Source organism: Solidesulfovibrio sp. (assembly GCF_029978005.1).
Classification (GTDB): Bacteria; Desulfobacterota; Desulfovibrionia; order Desulfovibrionales; family Desulfovibrionaceae; genus Solidesulfovibrio.
Window position 1 is genome coordinate 18,600 of the sequence record NZ_JARKOZ010000121.1, and the last position, 17,116, is coordinate 35,715.

18 protein-coding genes are annotated in these 17,116 nt (G+C 66.7%); 3 read left to right on the forward strand and 15 right to left on the reverse strand.

Annotation, left to right across the window (positions count from 1 at the left end; genetic code table 11):
* Window positions 1-28 precede the first annotated feature (28 nt).
* On the forward strand, window positions 29-1,147 hold the full coding sequence (locus tag Q1K70_RS13800) for an AAA family ATPase (protein ID WP_300160721.1): 1,119 nt from the start codon (window positions 29-31) through the stop codon (window positions 1,145-1,147).
* Window positions 1,148-1,219: 72 nt separating this feature from the next.
* On the opposite strand, the gene ribD is transcribed toward Q1K70_RS13800, so the two are convergent.
* The 12 genes from ribD to Q1K70_RS13860 all read right to left on the reverse strand — a co-directional run bounded on the left by ribD (window position 1,220) and on the right by Q1K70_RS13860 (window position 11,669).
* Window positions 1,220-2,368, reverse strand: a complete 1,149-nt coding sequence (gene ribD, locus Q1K70_RS13805) for a bifunctional diaminohydroxyphosphoribosylaminopyrimidine deaminase/5-amino-6-(5-phosphoribosylamino)uracil reductase RibD (RefSeq protein ID WP_300160723.1) — start codon at window positions 2,366-2,368, stop codon at window positions 1,220-1,222.
* A complete protein-coding gene (locus Q1K70_RS13810; RefSeq protein WP_300160725.1) occupies window positions 2,358-2,819 on the reverse strand; it encodes a cytidine/deoxycytidylate deaminase family protein in 462 nt (153 codons plus the stop codon). Before Q1K70_RS13810 ends, ribD begins: the two co-directional genes overlap by 11 nt.
* A 75-nt stretch (window positions 2,820-2,894) precedes the next feature.
* Window positions 2,895-3,515 carry a DUF4276 family protein gene (locus Q1K70_RS13815; protein ID WP_300160727.1) on the reverse strand — a complete coding sequence of 207 codons (621 nt, stop codon included), beginning with the start codon at window positions 3,513-3,515 and terminating at the stop codon, window positions 2,895-2,897.
* Window positions 3,512-4,699 carry an AAA family ATPase gene (locus Q1K70_RS13820; protein ID WP_300160729.1) on the reverse strand — a complete coding sequence of 396 codons (1,188 nt, stop codon included), beginning with the start codon at window positions 4,697-4,699 and terminating at the stop codon, window positions 3,512-3,514. The genes Q1K70_RS13815 and Q1K70_RS13820 overlap by 4 nt, the downstream gene beginning before the upstream one ends.
* Window positions 4,700-4,920: 221 nt before the next feature.
* Window positions 4,921-6,159 (reverse strand): serine hydroxymethyltransferase, encoded by a 1,239-nt coding sequence (glyA, locus tag Q1K70_RS13825; protein ID WP_300160731.1) that lies wholly within the window; start codon window positions 6,157-6,159, stop codon window positions 4,921-4,923.
* Window positions 6,160-6,352: 193 nt separating this feature from the next.
* On the reverse strand, window positions 6,353-7,597 hold the full coding sequence (fabF, locus tag Q1K70_RS13830; RefSeq protein WP_300160733.1) for a beta-ketoacyl-ACP synthase II: 1,245 nt from the start codon (window positions 7,595-7,597) through the stop codon (window positions 6,353-6,355).
* A gap of 64 nt (window positions 7,598-7,661) precedes the next feature.
* A complete protein-coding gene (locus Q1K70_RS13835; protein WP_300160735.1) occupies window positions 7,662-7,898 on the reverse strand; it encodes an acyl carrier protein in 237 nt (78 codons plus the stop codon).
* 47 nt (window positions 7,899-7,945) lie between these two features.
* Window positions 7,946-8,674, reverse strand: coding sequence for a 3-oxoacyl-[acyl-carrier-protein] reductase (gene fabG, locus Q1K70_RS13840; protein WP_300160736.1), 729 nt, complete (start codon window positions 8,672-8,674; stop codon window positions 7,946-7,948).
* A 151-nt stretch (window positions 8,675-8,825) separates the two neighbouring features.
* A complete protein-coding gene (locus tag Q1K70_RS13845; RefSeq protein WP_300160738.1) occupies window positions 8,826-9,815 on the reverse strand; it encodes a beta-ketoacyl-ACP synthase III in 990 nt (329 codons plus the stop codon).
* A gap of 19 nt (window positions 9,816-9,834) precedes the next feature.
* The gene (plsX, locus tag Q1K70_RS13850) at window positions 9,835-10,884 is read right to left on the reverse strand and encodes a phosphate acyltransferase PlsX (protein ID WP_300160740.1); all 1,050 of its coding nucleotides are present in this window, start codon (window positions 10,882-10,884) and stop codon (window positions 9,835-9,837) included.
* Entirely contained in the window at window positions 10,874-11,056 is a 183-nt protein-coding gene (gene rpmF, locus Q1K70_RS13855) for a 50S ribosomal protein L32 (RefSeq protein WP_300160742.1), read from the reverse strand. Before rpmF ends, plsX begins: the two co-directional genes overlap by 11 nt.
* A 70-nt stretch (window positions 11,057-11,126) precedes the next feature.
* Window positions 11,127-11,669 carry a DUF177 domain-containing protein gene (locus Q1K70_RS13860; RefSeq protein ID WP_300160744.1) on the reverse strand — a complete coding sequence of 181 codons (543 nt, stop codon included), beginning with the start codon at window positions 11,667-11,669 and terminating at the stop codon, window positions 11,127-11,129.
* A 190-nt stretch (window positions 11,670-11,859) separates the two neighbouring features.
* Between Q1K70_RS13860 and rpmB the strand changes: the two genes are divergently transcribed.
* Window positions 11,860-12,066 carry a 50S ribosomal protein L28 gene (gene rpmB / locus Q1K70_RS13865; RefSeq protein ID WP_300160746.1) on the forward strand — a complete coding sequence of 69 codons (207 nt, stop codon included), beginning with the start codon at window positions 11,860-11,862 and terminating at the stop codon, window positions 12,064-12,066.
* Between the two features lie 129 nt (window positions 12,067-12,195).
* On the opposite strand, the gene Q1K70_RS13870 is transcribed toward rpmB, so the two are convergent.
* From Q1K70_RS13870 to Q1K70_RS13880, 3 genes are all read right to left on the reverse strand, one after another.
* Window positions 12,196-13,512: a hemolysin family protein gene (locus tag Q1K70_RS13870; RefSeq protein ID WP_300160748.1), complete on the reverse strand. Its 1,317-nt coding sequence runs from the start codon at window positions 13,510-13,512 to the stop codon at window positions 12,196-12,198.
* Window positions 13,513-13,641: 129 nt separating this feature from the next.
* Complete coding sequence (gltX, locus tag Q1K70_RS13875) at window positions 13,642-15,036, reverse strand: glutamate--tRNA ligase (protein WP_300160750.1); 1,395 nt, start codon at window positions 15,034-15,036, stop codon at window positions 13,642-13,644.
* A gap of 118 nt (window positions 15,037-15,154) precedes the next feature.
* Window positions 15,155-15,376: a NifU family protein gene (locus tag Q1K70_RS13880; protein ID WP_300160751.1), complete on the reverse strand. Its 222-nt coding sequence runs from the start codon at window positions 15,374-15,376 to the stop codon at window positions 15,155-15,157.
* Between the two features lie 177 nt (window positions 15,377-15,553).
* Between Q1K70_RS13880 and Q1K70_RS13885 the strand changes: the two genes are divergently transcribed.
* Window positions 15,554-16,933, forward strand: coding sequence for a DUF4405 domain-containing protein (locus tag Q1K70_RS13885; RefSeq protein WP_300160752.1), 1,380 nt, complete (start codon window positions 15,554-15,556; stop codon window positions 16,931-16,933).
* The last annotated feature ends 183 nt before the right edge of the window (window positions 16,934-17,116 follow it).

The following is a 17,116-nucleotide window of genomic DNA, read 5'->3' on the forward strand; positions in this document are numbered from 1 at the left end:
GTTAGGACGGGATGAAACAGGAGCCGCAATGGACCAGCCTCTTCTCCCCGTGGACATCGACGCCTTCCTGGCCAAGCGCGTGCTCGGCCAGCCGGACCTTTTGCGCCGCATCAGCGTGTCGCTCTACAAGCACATCAACGGCCTGCCCGCGCCCAACGTGCTGCTGATCGGCAACTCCGGCACGGGCAAGACCACCCTCATGCAGGCCATCACCGACCTCTATGACAGCAGCGACGCGCTTTCGTGCTTCCGGGTCATGGTCATCGTCAACGCCAACACCCTGGCCGTGGAAGTGGAGGGCGAGGACCGCACCACGCGGCTTTTCCGCAAGCTCGAGGCCCGGGCGCGGGTGCTCTTCGGCTCGGCGCTGACGGCGGCGCAGCTGGCCGGCTACCTGGAAAACGCCACGGTGTGCGTGGACGAGGTGGACAAGATCTCGGGCCGGGTCTCGGACAAGGCCAACGTGGCCGGCATCACCACGCAGTACGCGCTGCTCACGCTCCTCGAGGGCGAGCGGTTTCTCTACCGGACCACGGTGACGGAGAACGGGTGCGAGGTGGAGGCCGAGCTGACCCTCGACACGGGCAAGCTCCTGTTCGTGTGCGGCGGGGCCTTCGAGGAACTCTACGACCAGGTGTACGCCTGCCTGGTCAACCGCCGCGACGACCGGCGGCTGAAGGAAGTTTCGGAGGTGGAGCGCCGGGCCGACGGTTCGGTGTCGGTGCGCACGGTGACCAAGTTCAAGCTGCGCGACTACCTGCGCCTGGCCGATCTTTTCGCCTACGGCATGATGCCGCAGTTCGTCTCGCGCTTCGGCTCCATCGCCATGCTCGACGACCTGGGCAAGGAGGAGCTTCTCCAGATTTTCTTGAGCGCCGGCAATTCGCCCCTGCGGCTTTGCGCCGACTATTTCCGCCACATGGGCATCACCCTGCGCCTGACCAGGGAGGCGGCCGTGGCCGTGGCCGAGGCGGCGGCCAAAAACAGCCGCATCGGCGCGCGGGCCCTGCGGGAAATCTTCAACGGCCTCATCGCGCCCCACGAGTTCGATCCCTACCACTCGCCGCTGCTGGCGCAGACCGAGTCCGGCCCGACCCTGACGCTGGACGCCCAGACCGTGGCCCAATACCTGACGCGCATGGAATAGGGCAGCCGGGCGGAGCGCTTCCGGCCGGACCGGGCGGGCCGGAAGCGGGACGTCGCGGACCGTCGGGGCGGGTCAGCGCCGGGAGGGCAAGGGGCCGGGCTTGGCCGGGCGCGCCGTCACCAGGATGTCCTCGCCCACCCGTTCGGTCCTGAGGAAACGCACGCCGGCGGCGTCGGCCATGCGGGCGATGTCCCGGCCGCGAAAGGCGGGCAGGGCCTCGGCGTCGCCCAGGATCTTCGGCGCGTAGAAAAGGGCCAGTTCGTCGGCCAACCCCTGGGTCAGCAGGCTCCCGGCCAGGCCGCCGCCGCCCTCGCACAGCAGGGCGTAGACCCCTGCCTCCTCCCGCAACCGGGCCAGACCCGGCTGCAGGTCAAGCGAGCCGTCCTCGTGCTCGGGCAGACCCCAGACGCGGATGCCCCGGGCGGCCAGGCGTTCGGCGGCCAAGCCTTTGAGGTGGACCGTGTCGGTGAGCAGCACGAGCTCCCCGGGCCGGTCGGTGAGAAGGAAAAGCGGCGCTTCGGCATGGGGCAGCCGCCGGGTGACGACCACGGCCAGGGGCTGGGGATTGGCGGCCAGCGGCCCTTCCACGTCGCGGTGGGTGAGCCGGGGATTGTCGGTGTAAAGCGTCCCGCCGCCGACCATGACGGCCTGGGAGGCGGCGCGCATGGCGTGGACCCGGGCCCGAGAGGCCTCGCCGCTCACCCAGCCCGAATCGCCCAGGCGCGTGGCGATGTGTCCGTCGAGGGTCATGGCCAGCTTGAGGGTGACGAAGGGCCGGCCCTGGGTCTTCCAGACCACGAAATCGGCGATGGCGTCGCGGCAGGCCTGCTCCATGACGCCGACGGTCACTTCCACCCCGCCCTGGCGCAGGAGTTCGGCCCCGCCGCCGGCCACGGGATTGGGGTCCAGGCAGCCGACCACCACCCGGGACACTCCGGATTCGAGCAGCGTGCGCGAGCAGGGCGGCGTCTTGCCGAAGTGGTTGCAGGGCTCGAGCGTCACGTACATCGTGGCCCCGGCCGGATCGACGCCCTGTTCCTCGGCCGCGCGCAGGCATTCCACCTCGGCGTGGGGGCCGCCGAAGACCTTGTGCCAGCCCTCGGCCAGGACCTCGCCGTCGCGCGCGAGCACCGCGCCGACCCTTGGGTTGGGGGTGACGCTTCCCCGGCCGCGCTCGGCCAGTTCCAGGGCCCGGGCCATGAAGTCCGCGTCAGACGGCATGGTTTCCCTCCAGCAGGTCGAAGCCGATGCCGGCCTCGGCGATCATCTTGGCCGAAAGCGGATCGGGGTAGCCCTGGCTGAAATAGATGTGGTTGACCTGGCAGTTGATGAGCATCTTGGTGCAGATCAGGCACGGCTGGGTGGTGCAGTAGACGTCGGCCCCGGCGATGGGCACCCCGTGCAGGGCGCATTGGATGATGACGTTTTGTTCGGCGTGCAGCCCCCGGCACAGTTCGTGGCGTTCGCCCGAGGGGATGCTGAGCTCCTCGCGCAGGCAGCCGATGTCCAGGCAGTGGGCGGTGCCGGTGGGGGAGCCGTTGTAGCCCGTGGCCAGTATGCGGCGGTCCTTGACGGCCACGGCTCCGACCTTGCGCCGGCGGCAGGTGCTGCGCTCGGCCACGAGGTAGGCGATGCGCATGAAGTAGTCGGGCCAGGGCAGGCGTTTGTCCATGGAGGCTCCGTCGAAAGAAGCGGCGATGGCCGGAGAGTGGACCAAGGGCGCGGCGGCGTCAAGGCGGGGGGAGGCTCAGGCCCGCGCGTCCCGGACGCAGGCAAGCATGTCGTCGAGCAGGGCGGCCAGGGCCTTGCATTTGGCGTAGGCAAGGTTGGGGTCGAGGCGGGTGAAGAGGGTATGGCCATCGACGCGCTTTTTGTATTCGCGCTTCGTGGCTTTACGGTAGAGCCGCTCGAGCAGCTTGCTTGGCGGTTCCGTGGAATTGACCGTTTCCGGCCGGGCGGCCTTTGCGGGCAGGCCTTTTCGGACTGCCGGCGGGAAGATCGTCGGGTCGCTCAGCAGCCAGGCTTCCAGTTCATGGACCGCGAAATGCTGCCGGAATTTTGGGGAGCCGACTTCCCTTTCCAGGAGTTGGCGCAGATAGTCGCATTTTTCGTCGACGGTCCGGCAATGGCCTGGGATGTTGTTCGCGCCGTAGACGTCGAGCAGGCCGAACACGGCGACGACGTCGGGGTTTTTGAGATGGAGCTCGGTACGTCGGGCACATTCTTTGATGTGGTTGCCGCAGCCTTCGGCGTTGACCGCGCTTATCGCGGGCAGCGGATCGACGTGCCGGCCCTGTAGCCAGCGGCGGAAGAACTCGGGCAGCGCTTTTTGCTCCGTCTCGCCCTCGACGAGGAGGATGATCTTCACGCCATGGCCTCCAGGTCGCCCGAGAGGAAGAGCGTGCCGAGGGAGTAGTGCTTGAGCCACTCCTTGAGGGCTTCGCCGTCGAGGTTCTTGATTTTGGTTTCGCCGTCCTGCCAGGTGGTGACGGTCGTGGTCGGGTTGAAGTCGCTGAAGGCGTCCAGGAATTGCGGCGAGTGGGTGGAGAAGACGACCTGCGTGCGCGTGGAGGCCTCGGCCGCGTATTCGGCGATGATGGGGAACATGGAGGGGTGCAGGCCGGTTTCGGGCTCGTCTATGGCGATGAGCGACGGCGGTTCGGGATTGCACAGCACGGTCATGAGGAACAGGAACCGTATGGTGCCGTCGGAGAGGTCGAGCATGGACTGCTCGCGCTTGAGGGACTTCCAGCGGATGCGCAGTTGCACGAGTTGGTCCGCCGCCGGCGGGAAGACGAGGCGGTCGAAGTCGTCGCCGAAGGCGGCGCGCATGGCCGTGTTGATGTCGTTTTCGAAGTCTCTGTTTTCGGAATAGAGGGTATGGAGGACGTTGACGAGATTTTGACCGTCAGAGTGAACATCTGTTTCATGACGAGTTATTAAAGGAAAACGTATTTTAGCATTGGACGTAGTAAGAATAGTATTGTATGTTGAAATGGTTGATAGTAGGTATTGTAATGCACTGATTTCATGATCAGTGTCGAAACGATCATTATATCGCGATACAATAGTTTCTTTGTTGAAAATAGATTGTTTATTTATTTCAATCTGTTTGTCTTTGCCTTCAGTGGTAACTGTTGCCATAATAGAATTTCTGTTTATTAGCGTGCTGAATTTATTGTTGTATGTATTGTATGTAGTATACTTTTCATGGTTTAATGTGTAAGTTGAAGAAAATAACGAATTGTTGATGTTGATTTGGTATGTCGCATAAGTTGGTGTCGGATGGAAGTCGTATTCGCCTATGTTTATATCGAAGTCTATGTGTATATCTCTGCATGCGCCATCCCAGAAAATGGATGATATCCCTCCGAAAACTTGAATGACATCTTCCAAAGACCCTTTCCCTGAAGAGGATATTAACTCTATCGCCTTAAGGATATTTGTTTTCCCCGACCCATTCGGCCCGATCAGAATGGTCAGCGGGCCAGGCTCCCAGACCACGTCCTTGAGGGACTTGAATCCCTTCACTTCCAAGCGTTTGATGAGCATGGAATTATTCCCTTGGGTGTGAAATTATATTTCCATCCCGAGCGGGTTTGGAACCTAGATTTCCAAAATTCCTACACGCCCCTCTTTCTCCCGGCAAGGGACGGCCCGGACAAAACAGCATCGGGCCGCCGGGACGAAACGTCCCGACAGCCCGATGCGCTATATGAACCGGGGAGAATAAGCTCCCCGGCAGGGGCTTGGGGGAGGCCCCCAAGTCTTTGCTACCAGGCGAACAGCGGGAAATCCCGGGCGAACTTCTCCACGTCCTTGCGGATTTCGTCGAGCCTCGTCGCGTTGGACGCGGACTTGATCGCCGCGTCGATCCAGCCGACGATCCGGACGATGTCCGCCTCGACCATGCCGCGCGTGGTCAGCGCCGCCGTGCCGATGCGAACGCCGGAGGTGATAAACGGCGAGCGCGTCTCGAAGGGCACCGTGTTCTTGTTGACCGTGATGCCGGCCAGGTCCAGGGCGTGCTCGGCGTCCTTGCCGGTCACGTCCTTGTTGGTCAGGTCCACCAGCACGAGGTGGTTGTCCGTGCCGCCGGAAACCAGCTCGTAGCCGGCGTCGAGCAGTCCCTTGGCCAGCACCTGGCAGTTTTGCACCACCTGGCCCTGGTAGGTCTTGAAGGCGGGCTTGAGCGCCTCGCCGAAAGCCACGGCCTTGGCCGCGATGACGTGCATGAGCGGGCCGCCCTGGATGCCGGGGAAGATCTGCGAGTTGAGCGTCTTGCCGTATTCCTCGGAAGACAGGATCAGGCCGCCGCGCGGGCCGCGCAGGGTCTTGTGCGTGGTCGAGGTGGTGACGTGGGCGTAGGGCACGGGCGAGGGATGGTGCCCCGTGGCTACCAGCCCGGCGATGTGGGCCATGTCCACGATGAGCTTGGCCCCGACCTCGTCGGCGATGGCCCGAAAGCGCGGGAAGTCGATGATGCGCGGATAGGCGCTGGCCCCGGCCACGATGGCCGCCGGCTTGTGCTCCTTGGCCAGGCGCTCGACTTCCTCGTAGTCGATGGTGCCCGTCTCCTTCTTCACGTGGTAGAAGACGATGTTGAAAAGCTTGCCCGAGAAGTTGACCGGCGAGCCGTGGGTCAGGTGGCCGCCGTGGGAGAGGTCCATGCCGAGCAGGGTGTCGCCGGGCTTGATGGCGGCGAAATAGGCGGCCATGTTGGCCTGGGAGCCGGAATGGGGCTGGACGTTGGCGTACTCGGCCCCGAACAGCGCCTTGACCCGGTCGCGGGCCAAGTCCTCGGCCACGTCCACGTATTCGCAGCCGCCGTAGTAGCGCTTGCCGGGATAGCCCTCGGCGTACTTGTGGGTGAGCACGCTGCCCTGCGCCTGGCGCACGGCCACGGACACGAAGTTCTCGGAGGCGATCATTTCGAGCTTGCCGGTCTGGCGTTCGATTTCCAGGCACACGGCGCGCCCGACTTCGGGATCGGCGATCAGCAGTTCTTCCATGGCGTAACCTCGTAAAGTGCAAGGGGGGAAAGCCGTTTCCGGCCGCCCCCCTGCTTAAGATTGCGTGGCGCGCCGGGCCGTCCCGGCAGGTCCTTGCTGTCTGCCCTCGAAAGCCGTGGCGACGTCTTTCAAGGTCGAAGGTTCAAGATTCCCCTTCCCTGAAGATGTCTTCGCACCTCCAGGGAATGTCGCGCTATTCGGCGTACGCCTTGTACAGCATGCAGGCGTTGGTGCCGCCGAAGCCGAAGGAGTTGCAAAGGACGTTGGGCACGGCGACCTTGCGGGCCACGTTGGGGGTGCAATCGAGGTCGCAGGCCGGGTCCTGGTTGTCCAGGTTGATGGTGGGCGGGATCACGCCCTCGACCATCGTCTTGACGCTCATGACCGACTCGATGCCGCCGGCCGCGCCCAGGCAGTGGCCGATCATGGACTTGTTGGCCGTGAGGATCACGTTTTTCGCGTGGTCGCCGAGGACCGACTTGATGGCCACGGTCTCGCAGGCGTCGTTGAGCGACGTGGAGGTGCCGTGGGCGTTGATGTGCGCGAGCTCCTCGGGAGCCAGGCCGGCCTCGCGAAGGGCGGCCTTCATGGCCAGGGCCATGCCTTCGCCGTCCTCTGGGGGCGCGGTCATGTGGAAGGCGTCGCCCGACGCGCCGTAGCCGATGGCTTCGGCGTAGATGCGCGCGCCGCGGGCCTTGGCGTGCTCCAGGGATTCCAGGAGCAGCAGGCCGCATCCCTCGCCGATGACGAAGCCGTCGCGGTCGGCGTCGAAGGGACGCGAGGCCTTGGTCGGATCGTCGTTGCGCGTGGACAGGGCTTTGAGGGCATTGAAGCCGCCCACGGCCAGCGGGGTGACGGTCGATTCCACGCCGCCGCAGATGGCGGCCGTGGCGCGGCCGAGCTTGATGTCGGTGTAGGCGCTGCCGATGCCGTGCTGGCCGGAGGCGCAGGCGGTGGTGGTGCAGATGTTGGGCCCCTTGGCCCCCACGGCGATGGAAACCTGGCCGGCGGCCATGTTGGCGATCATGGTGGGGATGAAAAAGGGCGAAACCCGCGAGGGACCCTGGGCGAGCAGCTTGGTGTGGGTGGCTTCGAGGGTTTCGAGGCCGCCCAGGCCGCAGCCGATGATGACGGCGACGTCCGCCGCTTCCTCGGGGGGAATCTTCCAGCCCGCGTCCTCCATGAGCATCATGGCGGCGGACACGGCGAAGATGGTAAAACGATCCAGGCGCTTGGCCAGCTTGGCCGCAATAAACGGCTTCTCGTCGAAGTCTTTGACTTCGCAGGCGAAGCGCGTGTCGTAGGCGGCGGCGTCGAAGCGGGTGATGGGACCCGCGCCCGAGACGCCGGCCACGAGGTTGGTCCAGCTTGTGGCCAGATCGTTGCCGATGGGGGTGATGGCCGCAAGGCCGGTGACGACTACCCGGTGTAAGGTCATGGCGCATCCGTCCGCGGTCCGGGCGAAGGCGGGCCTTCGCCCGGGACCGGCTGGGCGTTTTGGGCTACTCGCCCTTTTTCTTTTCGATAAAGGAGATGGCGTCCTGGACTTTCTGGATCTGCTGGGCGTCCTCGTCGGAGATCTCGACGCCGAACTCCTCTTCCATGGCCATGATGAGCTCGGTCAGGTCCAGGGAGTCCGCGCCCAGATCGTCGACGAACTTGGCTTCGGGGTTGACCTCGCTGGCGTCCACGCCGAGCTGATCCACGATGATTTCCTTGACTTTTTCCGCGACAGACATGGTTTCCTCCAAAGGGTGGGCGTATTTTTATTCCAATGATGTTGCGATTACATGTACATGCCGCCGTTGACCCCGAGCACCTGGCCGGTGACGTAGCCGGCGGCGTCGCTGGCCAGATAGGCCACGGCCGAGGCGATCTCCCCGGGAGTGCAGGCGCGCTTCAAGGGAATGCGCTCGGCGAAGGCGGTCTTGACGGCGTCGGACAGGCCGGCGGTCATGTCGGTCTCCACGTAGCCCGGGGCCACGGCGTTGACCGTGATGTTGCGGGAAGCCAGCTCCAGGGCGGCGGACTTGGTGAGCCCGATGAGCCCGGCCTTGGCCGCGGCGTAGTTGGCCTGGCCGGCGTTGCCCGACTGGCCGACCACGGAGGTGATGTTGACGATGCGGCCCTCGCGGCGCTTCATCATGATCTTGGCCGCCTCGCGCAGGCAGGTGAAGGCCCCGACGAGGTTGACGTTTATGACGGCGGCGAAGTCCTCGTCCTTCATGCGCGCGATGAGCCCGTCGCGGGTGATGCCGGCGTTGTTGACCAGCACGTGCAGGTCAGCGCCTTTGAGATGCTCGGCGAAAAAGGCGGCCACGGCGGCCGGGTCGGAGGTGTCCAGGGCCAGCGCCCGGGCGCTGCCGCCCTCGGCCGTGATGGCGTCGGCCACGGCCGCGGCCGCGTCGGGCTTGCTGACGTAGGTCAGGACCACGTCGAAGCCGTCGGCGGCAAGCCGCTTGGAAACGGCCGCGCCGATGCCGCGAGACCCGCCGGTGACCAAGGCCGTACGCATGGGCAATGCTCCTTGTCGCGCTGTGGAAATCCCCGGCGCGCGCTGCCGGAAAGAGGTTGCGAGGCCCGGCCGGCGAGGCCCGCCGGGTCGGCAGGGCGACACCGTAGCCGAAACGCCTCGGCTCGGCAAATGGGTTTTCCGTCCCGCGCCGTCAGAATTGCAGCAGGGCCGAACCCCAGGTGAAGCCGCCGCCGAAGGCCCCGAGCAGCACCTTGCCGCCGGCGGGGATGCGGCCGGCGTTTCGCGCCTCCACCAGGGCGATGCCGATGGTCGAGGCCGAGGTGTTGCCGAAGCGGGCCACGGTGGACATGATTTTTTCCGGGGGCAGGGCCAGCTTCCTGGCCACGGCCTCCATGATGCGCAGGTTGGCCTGGTGCGGGATGAAAAGGGCGATGTCGTCGTTGGTCAGGCCATGGGCGGCCATGATTTCCTCGCCCACGGCGGCCATGGAGCGCACGGCGTGCTTGAAGACCTCGGGGCCGTTCATCTGGAGAAAGAATTCCTCGTCCACGACGTCGCCGAGCTTGTAGGGGTGGCCCGAGCCGCCGCCCTTGATGGTGAGCAGGTGCCCGAGCGATCCGTCGCTGGCCAGACGGGCGTCCACGACGCGGGCCTTGCCCGAGGCCGCCTCAGCCGTGACCACGGCGGCGGCGGCGGCGTCGCCGAAGAGCACGCAGGTGCGGCGGTCGGAGAAATTGGTGCGCGAGGTCAGCACCTCGGCGGCGGCCACGATCACCTTGGCCTCGGGATGCAGGGCGATGACGGCCCGGGCCATCTCCAGGCCGTAGATGTAGCCGCAGCAGGCGGCGTTGACGTCCTGGACCACCTTGCCCCGGATGCCGAGCTTCTCCTCCATCAGGCAGGCGGCCGACGGGGTGTAGTAGTCCGGGGTGACGGTGTAGAGGAAAATGTGGGTGATCGCGTCGGCGGGCAGGCCGGCGTCGGCCAGGGCGCGCCGGGCCGCCTCGGCGGCCATGTCGCTGACGGTTTCCCCGGGCGCGGCGATGTGGCGTTCCTTGATGCCGGTGCGGGTGGTGATCCACTCGTCGGAGGTCTCGACGATCTTTTCCAGGTCGGCGTTGGTGAGCACCTTTTCGGGCGCGTAATAGCCGATGCCGCGAATGTAGGCTTGGTGTGTCATGCGGTGGGGAGCTCGCGCCTCAGCGCTGTTCGTTGGCGGCGTGGCGGCGGGTGCCGGCCAGGTCGATGTTCTTGGCCACGGCCTCGGAGAGGTGGTCGTTGGCTTCCATCTCCACGAACCGGGCGGCCATGCGCACGGCGCTGGACATGGCCTTGCTGTTGGAGGCACCGTGGCAGATGAGGCAGATGCCCTTGAGCCCGAGAAGCGGCGCGCCGCCGTATTCGGCGTAGTCCACCAGGCGCGAGAAGCGCTTGAGGGCGTTTAAGGCCAGCATGGTGCCGATCTTGCCGAAAAAGCCCCGGCGCAGTTCGCCCTTTAAAAGCCTGCCCAGGGAGGAGGCCAGTCCTTCGGCCTGCTTGACCACCACGTTGCCCACGAACCCGTCGCAAACCACAACGTCGACGTTGCCGGTGAAGAGGTCGCGGCCTTCGATGTTGCCGACGAAGTTGAGCGAGGACAGGCGCAGCAGGTCGAAGGTCTCCTTGACCAGCAGGTTGCCCTTGCCCGACTCCTCGCCGTTGGAGAGCAGGGCCACGGCCGGGTTGACCCGGCCGAGCATGGTCTCGGCCAAGACCGAGGCCATGACGCCGAACTGGAGCAGGTGGAACGGCTTGCAGTCCACGTTGGCCCCCACGTCGATGATGACGCAGTGGGACTTCTCCGTGGGCATGAAGGTGGCGATGGCCGGCCGGTCCACGCCCGGGGCGCGGCCGATGGTGAACATGGCGCAGGCCAAGGTCGCGCCGGAGTGGCCGGCGGAGATGACGCCGTCGGCCTCGCCGTCGCGAACGAGGTTGCAGGCCACCTGGATGGAGGAGTCCTTCTTGCGGCGCATGGCCTCGGAAGGTTTTTCCTCCATCTCCACCACCTGGGAGGCGTGCACCACGGACACCGGCAGGCCCTTGGCGTCGTAACGCGCCAGTTGGGCGGCGATGGCGTCCTGGTCGCCGACCAGGATGATGTCGGCCTTGCCGGCCTTGGCGGCATGCAAGGCGCCGGGAACGACCACGTGGGGACCGAAGTCCCCGCCCATGGCGTCCACGGCGATGCGCGGCCTCTTATTCGGCATCGTCCTTCCGCAGCATCTGGCGGCCGCGATAGGTACCGCAGCTCGGGCAGATGCGGTGGGGGAGCGTGGGCTCGCCGCAGGAGCAAAGGACCACGGCGGGAACCGGCACGTGGTCATGGGAGCGGCGCATGCCTTTGCGGGACTTGGAGATTTTTCTATTGGGGACGGCCATGGCGATCACCTCGCTAGGGGTTTAAGGTCAGGTATCGACAATCGCGCGACGACGGGGCGGCAAAGCCGCTTCAGTTGGAGCCGCGCGGCACCTTCAAATTCTTGAGCACGGCCAGCCTCGGGTCGCCGCCTTCTTCGGCGCAGCCGCAGGGCCCGTCGCGAAGCGGCGCGCCGCAGCGCGGGCAGAGCCCCTGGCAGCTTTCGTCGCAAAGCGGCTTGACCGGCAGGGCAAGCAGGTATTGTTCCCACAAAAGGCTGCCCACGTCCAGTTCCAGGACCTTGCCCCGCCGGCGCAAAAGGCCCGGCTCCATGGCTTGTTCGTCCTCCAGGGGCGCTTCCTCGAACAACTCGAAATCGTTTTCGATGACCAGCGTCACGTCCTCGGCGCAGCGGTCGCAGGGCGCCACGATCGTGCCGGAAAGCCGGCCGCGCACCAGCGCCCCCCGGCCTTGGGGCAGCACGGAAAAGACGGCGGAAAGACCGGTTCCGGGGGCGTCCAGCACGTGGGGCAGGGCGAATTCCGCAATGGGCCCGGTCCAGATGGCCTGGTCGGAAAACGAAAATTCCCGGCCCTCGGCCGGGATGTCGGTGATGTCGAGCCAAAGTTCGGACATGGGTTCCTCGCGAGACAGTGAGTGCTAGTCCGAGGCCCGGGCGTTGTCAAGAAAAAGCTTGCCAAGGCCCGCCTTCCCATGTACCTCACAAAATTCTTTGCGTCACTGCGAAAAACGTGCGGCTCATGCCAGGCCGGAGACGCTCCGGAAGGCCGGCCCCGCGATCATGTTTCCAGGAGGAACCACCGTCATGGCCAAGATTTGCGAGCATTGCGGCAAGAAGCCGCAGGTCGGCAACAACGTCAGCCACGCCAACAACAAGACCAAGCGCCGCTTCGAGCCCAACCTGGTCAAGGTCCGCGCCCAGCTGCCCTCGGGCGAGGTGACCACCATGACCGTGTGCACCCGCTGCCTGCGCACCGGCGTCGTGACCAAGCCGGTCGTGCGCAACGACTAACACGGCATTTTTTCGTTTTTCGGACGGCCCGTGAAAACGGGCCGTCTTTTTTTGCGTCTGTCGTCGTGTCTGGAATCCCTCATGCCTGTCGCCCCATGATGCGCATGCACGCATTTCGCGGATGCGACGCTACGCTTCCCCCGACGCGTCTCCGTCCGGCGAGACCAGCACCCGGTCGATGCGCCGGCCGTCCATGTCCGCGATCTCGAAGGTCGCGCCGTGGGCCGTGAGCTTGTCGCCGATGGCCGGGATGCGGCCCAGGCGGGTGAGCAGGAAGCCGGCCAGGGTCGCGCCGGCGAATTCCGCCGGCCAGGGTTGGGGCAGGGCCAGGGCCGCCGCCACTTCGTCCATGGGCGTGGCCGCGGCGATGAAAAACGAACCGTCTTCCCGGCGCACCACCGAAGGTTCGTCGAAGCCGGCCAGGCCCGGCAGGTCGCCGACCAGATCCTCGAACACGTCCGCCGCCGTCACCATGCCGACCACGTCGCCGTACTCGTCCACGACGAGGGCCAGATGCACGCGCGGCGACTGGCGAAACCGCGACAGGATGTCCAGCCCCCGGATGGTCTCGGGCAGGAAGACCGGCGGCGTCAGGCGCGCCTTGAGGTCGATTGTGCCGTTGCGCAGCCGGTCGGCCAGCAGGTCCTTGGCCCGCACGATGCCGAGCACCTCGCGAAAGTCGCCGCGCACCACCGGAAACCGGGTGTGGGAACTGTCCATGATCGCGGCCACGATGGCTTCGTCGTCGGCGTCGGCGTCGATGCGGTCGATGCGCGAACGGTGGGTCATGATGACCTCCAGCGGCCGGTCCGTCACGCGCAAAAGCCGCTCCATGATGTCGCGTTCGGCGTGCTCGATGGCCCCGTGCAGGGCCCCTTCGCGCAAAAGGCCCCGGATGTCCTCCTCGGTCACGGCCGTCTCGCCGCCGTGGCCCAGGCCGAACAGGCGCAACAGGCCCCGGGTGGCCAGGCCGAGCCCCCACACCGCCGGCCGGCTGACCAGCATGAGCCCGTGCATGACCGGCGCGGCGGCCATGGCCAGCCGTTCCGGCCGGGCCAGGCCCAGGCGCTTGGGCACGAGCTCCCCGAGCACCAGGGTGGCCACGGAGATGGGCACCACCACCCCGGCCAGGGACAGGCCGTGGGCGTAGGCCGCCACGAGCGGCACGGTACGGAGGTACTCGGCCAGGGCGGCGGCCAGGGTCGCGCCGCCGTAGGCGCTGGCCAGCACGCCGGCCAGGGTGATGCCGATCTGCACGGCGGAGAGAAAGGCTTCCGGCGAGGCCAGCAGGCGCAGGCACAGTTTGGCCCGGGCGCTGCCGGCATTGGCCAGGGTCGTAAGCCTTGGCTTGCGCGAGGCCACCAGCGCCATTTCGGCCATGGCGAAGAAGCCGTTGACGAGGATCAGCGCCAGGACGGCGGCCAGTTCGAGCATGATGGACGTCATAATAGAAGGCTCCAAAGGGGGCGCGCGGGCGCCGTGTTGTCCCAAGGATAGCATCGGCGGGGCGGCAACGAAAAGCCCCCGGTCGCGACATGTGTCGCGACCGGGGGCCAAGCGTCGAAAACGTGCCGCCTAGAGCGCCAGGGCCCGGTCGATGCGGGAGAGCACCCGCCGCTTGCCCATGACCTCCATGGTCTCGAACAGGCCCGGGCTGGCCGTGCCGCCGGTGATGGCCACGCGGATGGGCTGGGCCAGGAGCTTGAACTTGATGGCGCGCTCTTCCATGTAGGCGTGCACCGCCTGCTCCAGGCCCGCCTGGTCGAAGGGCTCGATCCCCTCCAGGAGCGTGCGCACGGCCGCCAGATGCCCGCGCACCTCGTTGGTGAAGAGCTTTTTCACCGCCGCCATGTCGTAGACGAGGTCGTCCGTGCGCACGACGAAGCATTCCGCCTTCTCCGCCATCTCGGCGAGGGTCTGGGCGCGCGGCTGCAGCAGCGGCACCACTCTGGCCAGGTACTCCAGGTCCTGGGACGGCAGGCCCTTGCGTTCCAGGAAGGCGTTGACCAGCACGGCCAGGCGCGCCGCCGGGCTTTCCTTGATGTAGTGGGCGTTGAGCCACAGGAGCTTGGCCTTGTCGAAGACCGCCGCCGAGCTGCCCAGGTTCTCGGTGGAGAAGAGCTCGACCAGCTCCTCGCGCGAAAAGATCTCCTGGTCGCCGCAGGCCCAGCCCAGGCGCACCAGGCCGTTGAGCATGGCCTCGGGCAGAAAGCCCTCGGTCTCGTACTCCATGACCGCCGTGGCCCCGTGGCGCTTGGAAAGTTTCTTCTTGTCCGGCCCGAGAATCATGGGCACGTGCCCGAACCGGGGCAGGGGAAAGCCCAGGGCCTTGTAGATGAGCATCTGGCGCGGCGTGTTGTTGAGGTGGTCGTCGCCGCGGATGATGTGCGTCACGCCCATGGTGGCGTCGTCCACCACCACGGCCAGGTTGTAGGTGGGCGAGCCGTCGGCCCGGCGCAGCACCATGTCGTCGAGCTCGGCGTTGTCGATGGACACCGAACCCTTGACCATGTCGTCCACCACCGTGGCTCCGGTCACAGGGGCCTTGAGCCGCACCACCCGGGCCGGCCCGGGCCCCAGCCCCGCCTCGCGGCAGCGGCCGGAATACTTGGGCTTGAGCCCCTTGGCCCGGGCTTCCTCGCGCATGGCCTCCACCTCCTCGGGCGAGCAGGAGCACCAGTAGGCGTGGCCGGTGCCCAGGAGCTTGTCGATGTATTCGTTGTAAAGGTCGAAGCGTTGGCTCTGGTAGGTGATCTCGCCGTCGTGGGAAAGCCCCAGCCACTCCATGGCGTCCAGGATCGACCGGGTCATGTCGGCGTTGGACCGGACCAGGTCCGTGTCCTCGATGCGCAGCAGAAACTTGCCGCCGTGGTGGCGGGCCAGCAGCCAGTTGAAGATGGCCGTGCGCGCGCCGCCGATGTGCAGATAGCCGGTGGGGCTCGGGGCGAACCGGGTGACGATGGTGTTCATGTCGGGCTCCAAGGCGAAAACGGGAGCTGCATGCGCAGCTCCCGGAAAAAGGCGGGGGTCGATGGCCGGCGCGCCGGATAGGGAAGCGGCGGCCGGGACTTCGGGAGACGCTGGCGGGCTAGACCGATTCCACGGCCTTCACGCCCGGCACTTCCTGCTTGAGGATGCGCTCGACGCCGCTTTTGAGCGTCATTTGGGACATGGGGCAGCCCTTGCAGGCTCCGGTCAGACGCACCCGGACAATGCCGCCGTCCGTCACCTCGACCAGTTCCACGTCGCCGCCGTCGGCCTGCAGGGAAGGACGGATCTTGCCAAGTGCGGCTTCGATCTTCTCTCGCATCGTCTCGCTCCTTGCGCTTCGCCGGCTCGGGCCGGCCTTGGGGCCGGGAGGTAGCGTCTTTGGGAGGCGGCGTCAACAGCCCTCCCGCCCCGCCGGGGATGGGCAAAGCGGCCAAGGCGTGCTAGAGGGCGGGCAACCTGACATGCCCGGCCGCCGCGCCGGGGATGGAGTGCCTGGATGCTCAAGAAAATCGTCTCGCTGGTGCTGTCCTTCTCCCTTTTCCTGACGATGCTCACCGCCCTGGTCGTGTACGTCGCGCCGGCGGACCGTGTGGCCTCCTGGTCCAACTGGTCCTTCCTGGGGCTTTCGCTTTCGCGCTGGCATGGAGCGCACCTCGGCATGGGGCTGCTTTTCATCGTGGCCGGCCTGGCGCACCTGGGCTGCAATTGGGACAATCTGCTCGACTACCTGCGCGACGACGACGGCGTGGTGGTCGTTTTCACCCGGCCCTTCTTCGCCGGGCTCCTCGTGACCGTGGCCGTCTTCGTCTGGGCGCTGTCCGGACTGCCGCCCGTGCGCCAGCTCGTGGCCTTCTCGGATTTCCTCAAGGCCCGGGCCGTGGAAACCTACGGCGAACCGCCCTTCGCCCTGGCCGAACGCTCGACCCTGGCCGACCTCGCCCGGCGCATGGGCATGGACAACGACAAGGCCCTGGCGCTTTTGCGGCTCAAAAACATCAAGGCCGACTCCGCCGACCTGACCCTGGCCGAAATCGCCCACCAGAACGGCGTGGCCCCGGGCGGCGTGTTCGAAGCCCTCAAGATGGTCATGGAACCCTCGGGCGGCCAGACCACGGCCGGCCTGCCCAAGGATCCGCCCCCGGGCCTGGGCCGGCGCAAGCTCTCGGACATCTGCGAGGAATACGGCCTGGACCAGGCCGCCGTCCTGGGCCGCCTGCAAGCCGCCGGCATCAGGGCCCAGCCGGCCCAGACCCTGACCGAGGTGGCCAAGGCCAACAACGTCCTGCCCATCGCCGTCTACGACGCCCTGCGCGGCGAAAAGACCGCCACGACCGTCGTCGTGGAGCCGGCCCAGCCCGTCGCGCCGGCCGAGCCGACCCCCCAGCCGGCCGTCAGCGCCACGCCCATCCAACCCGTGAACCCCACGGCGCCGGCCACGCCCGCCCCGGCCCCGGCCCCGGCCGTCCAGCCCGCCGCTCCCGCGACCCAGGCGCAGCCTGGCCAGCCGACGCAACCCGCGCCCGCCTACGGTCATGCCGCCCAGCCCGCGAGCCCTGCCGCCACGATCCCCCCCGTGGCGACGCAGCCCGGACTGCCCATCGCGCCCGCGCCGGCACCCCAGGCCCCGGCCGTCCAATACCCGGCCCCGCAAACGCCCGCGGTCCCGTCCGTGGCCATGCCGACCACGCCGCCGCCGGGACTGGAAAAAATGATGCTCCAGACTTTCTGCCGCGAATACGACATCCCGCTGTCCGTGGCCGTGCAACGCCTGGCCCGGCACCACATCACCGCCTTCGGCGACATGACCTTCGGCGAGTTGTCCCTGGAAAACAACCGGCCGCCCGCCGACATCATGCGGCTTGTCGTCAGCCAGTAGGAGTGAGGAGCGGGAAGTAGGGGCAGGGAGAAGAGTAAAGGCATGCCTCCGGCGGCCGGGGGGGATGATCCCCCCGGTCCCCCCCAATGGGGGAGGCGGAGGATGGGGAAGCGGGTGGAGACGCGGTCGTGGGCGGGAGTGCGTCGGCGGGGCCGGAATTGGCCTTTCGATGCCGTCGCTGCG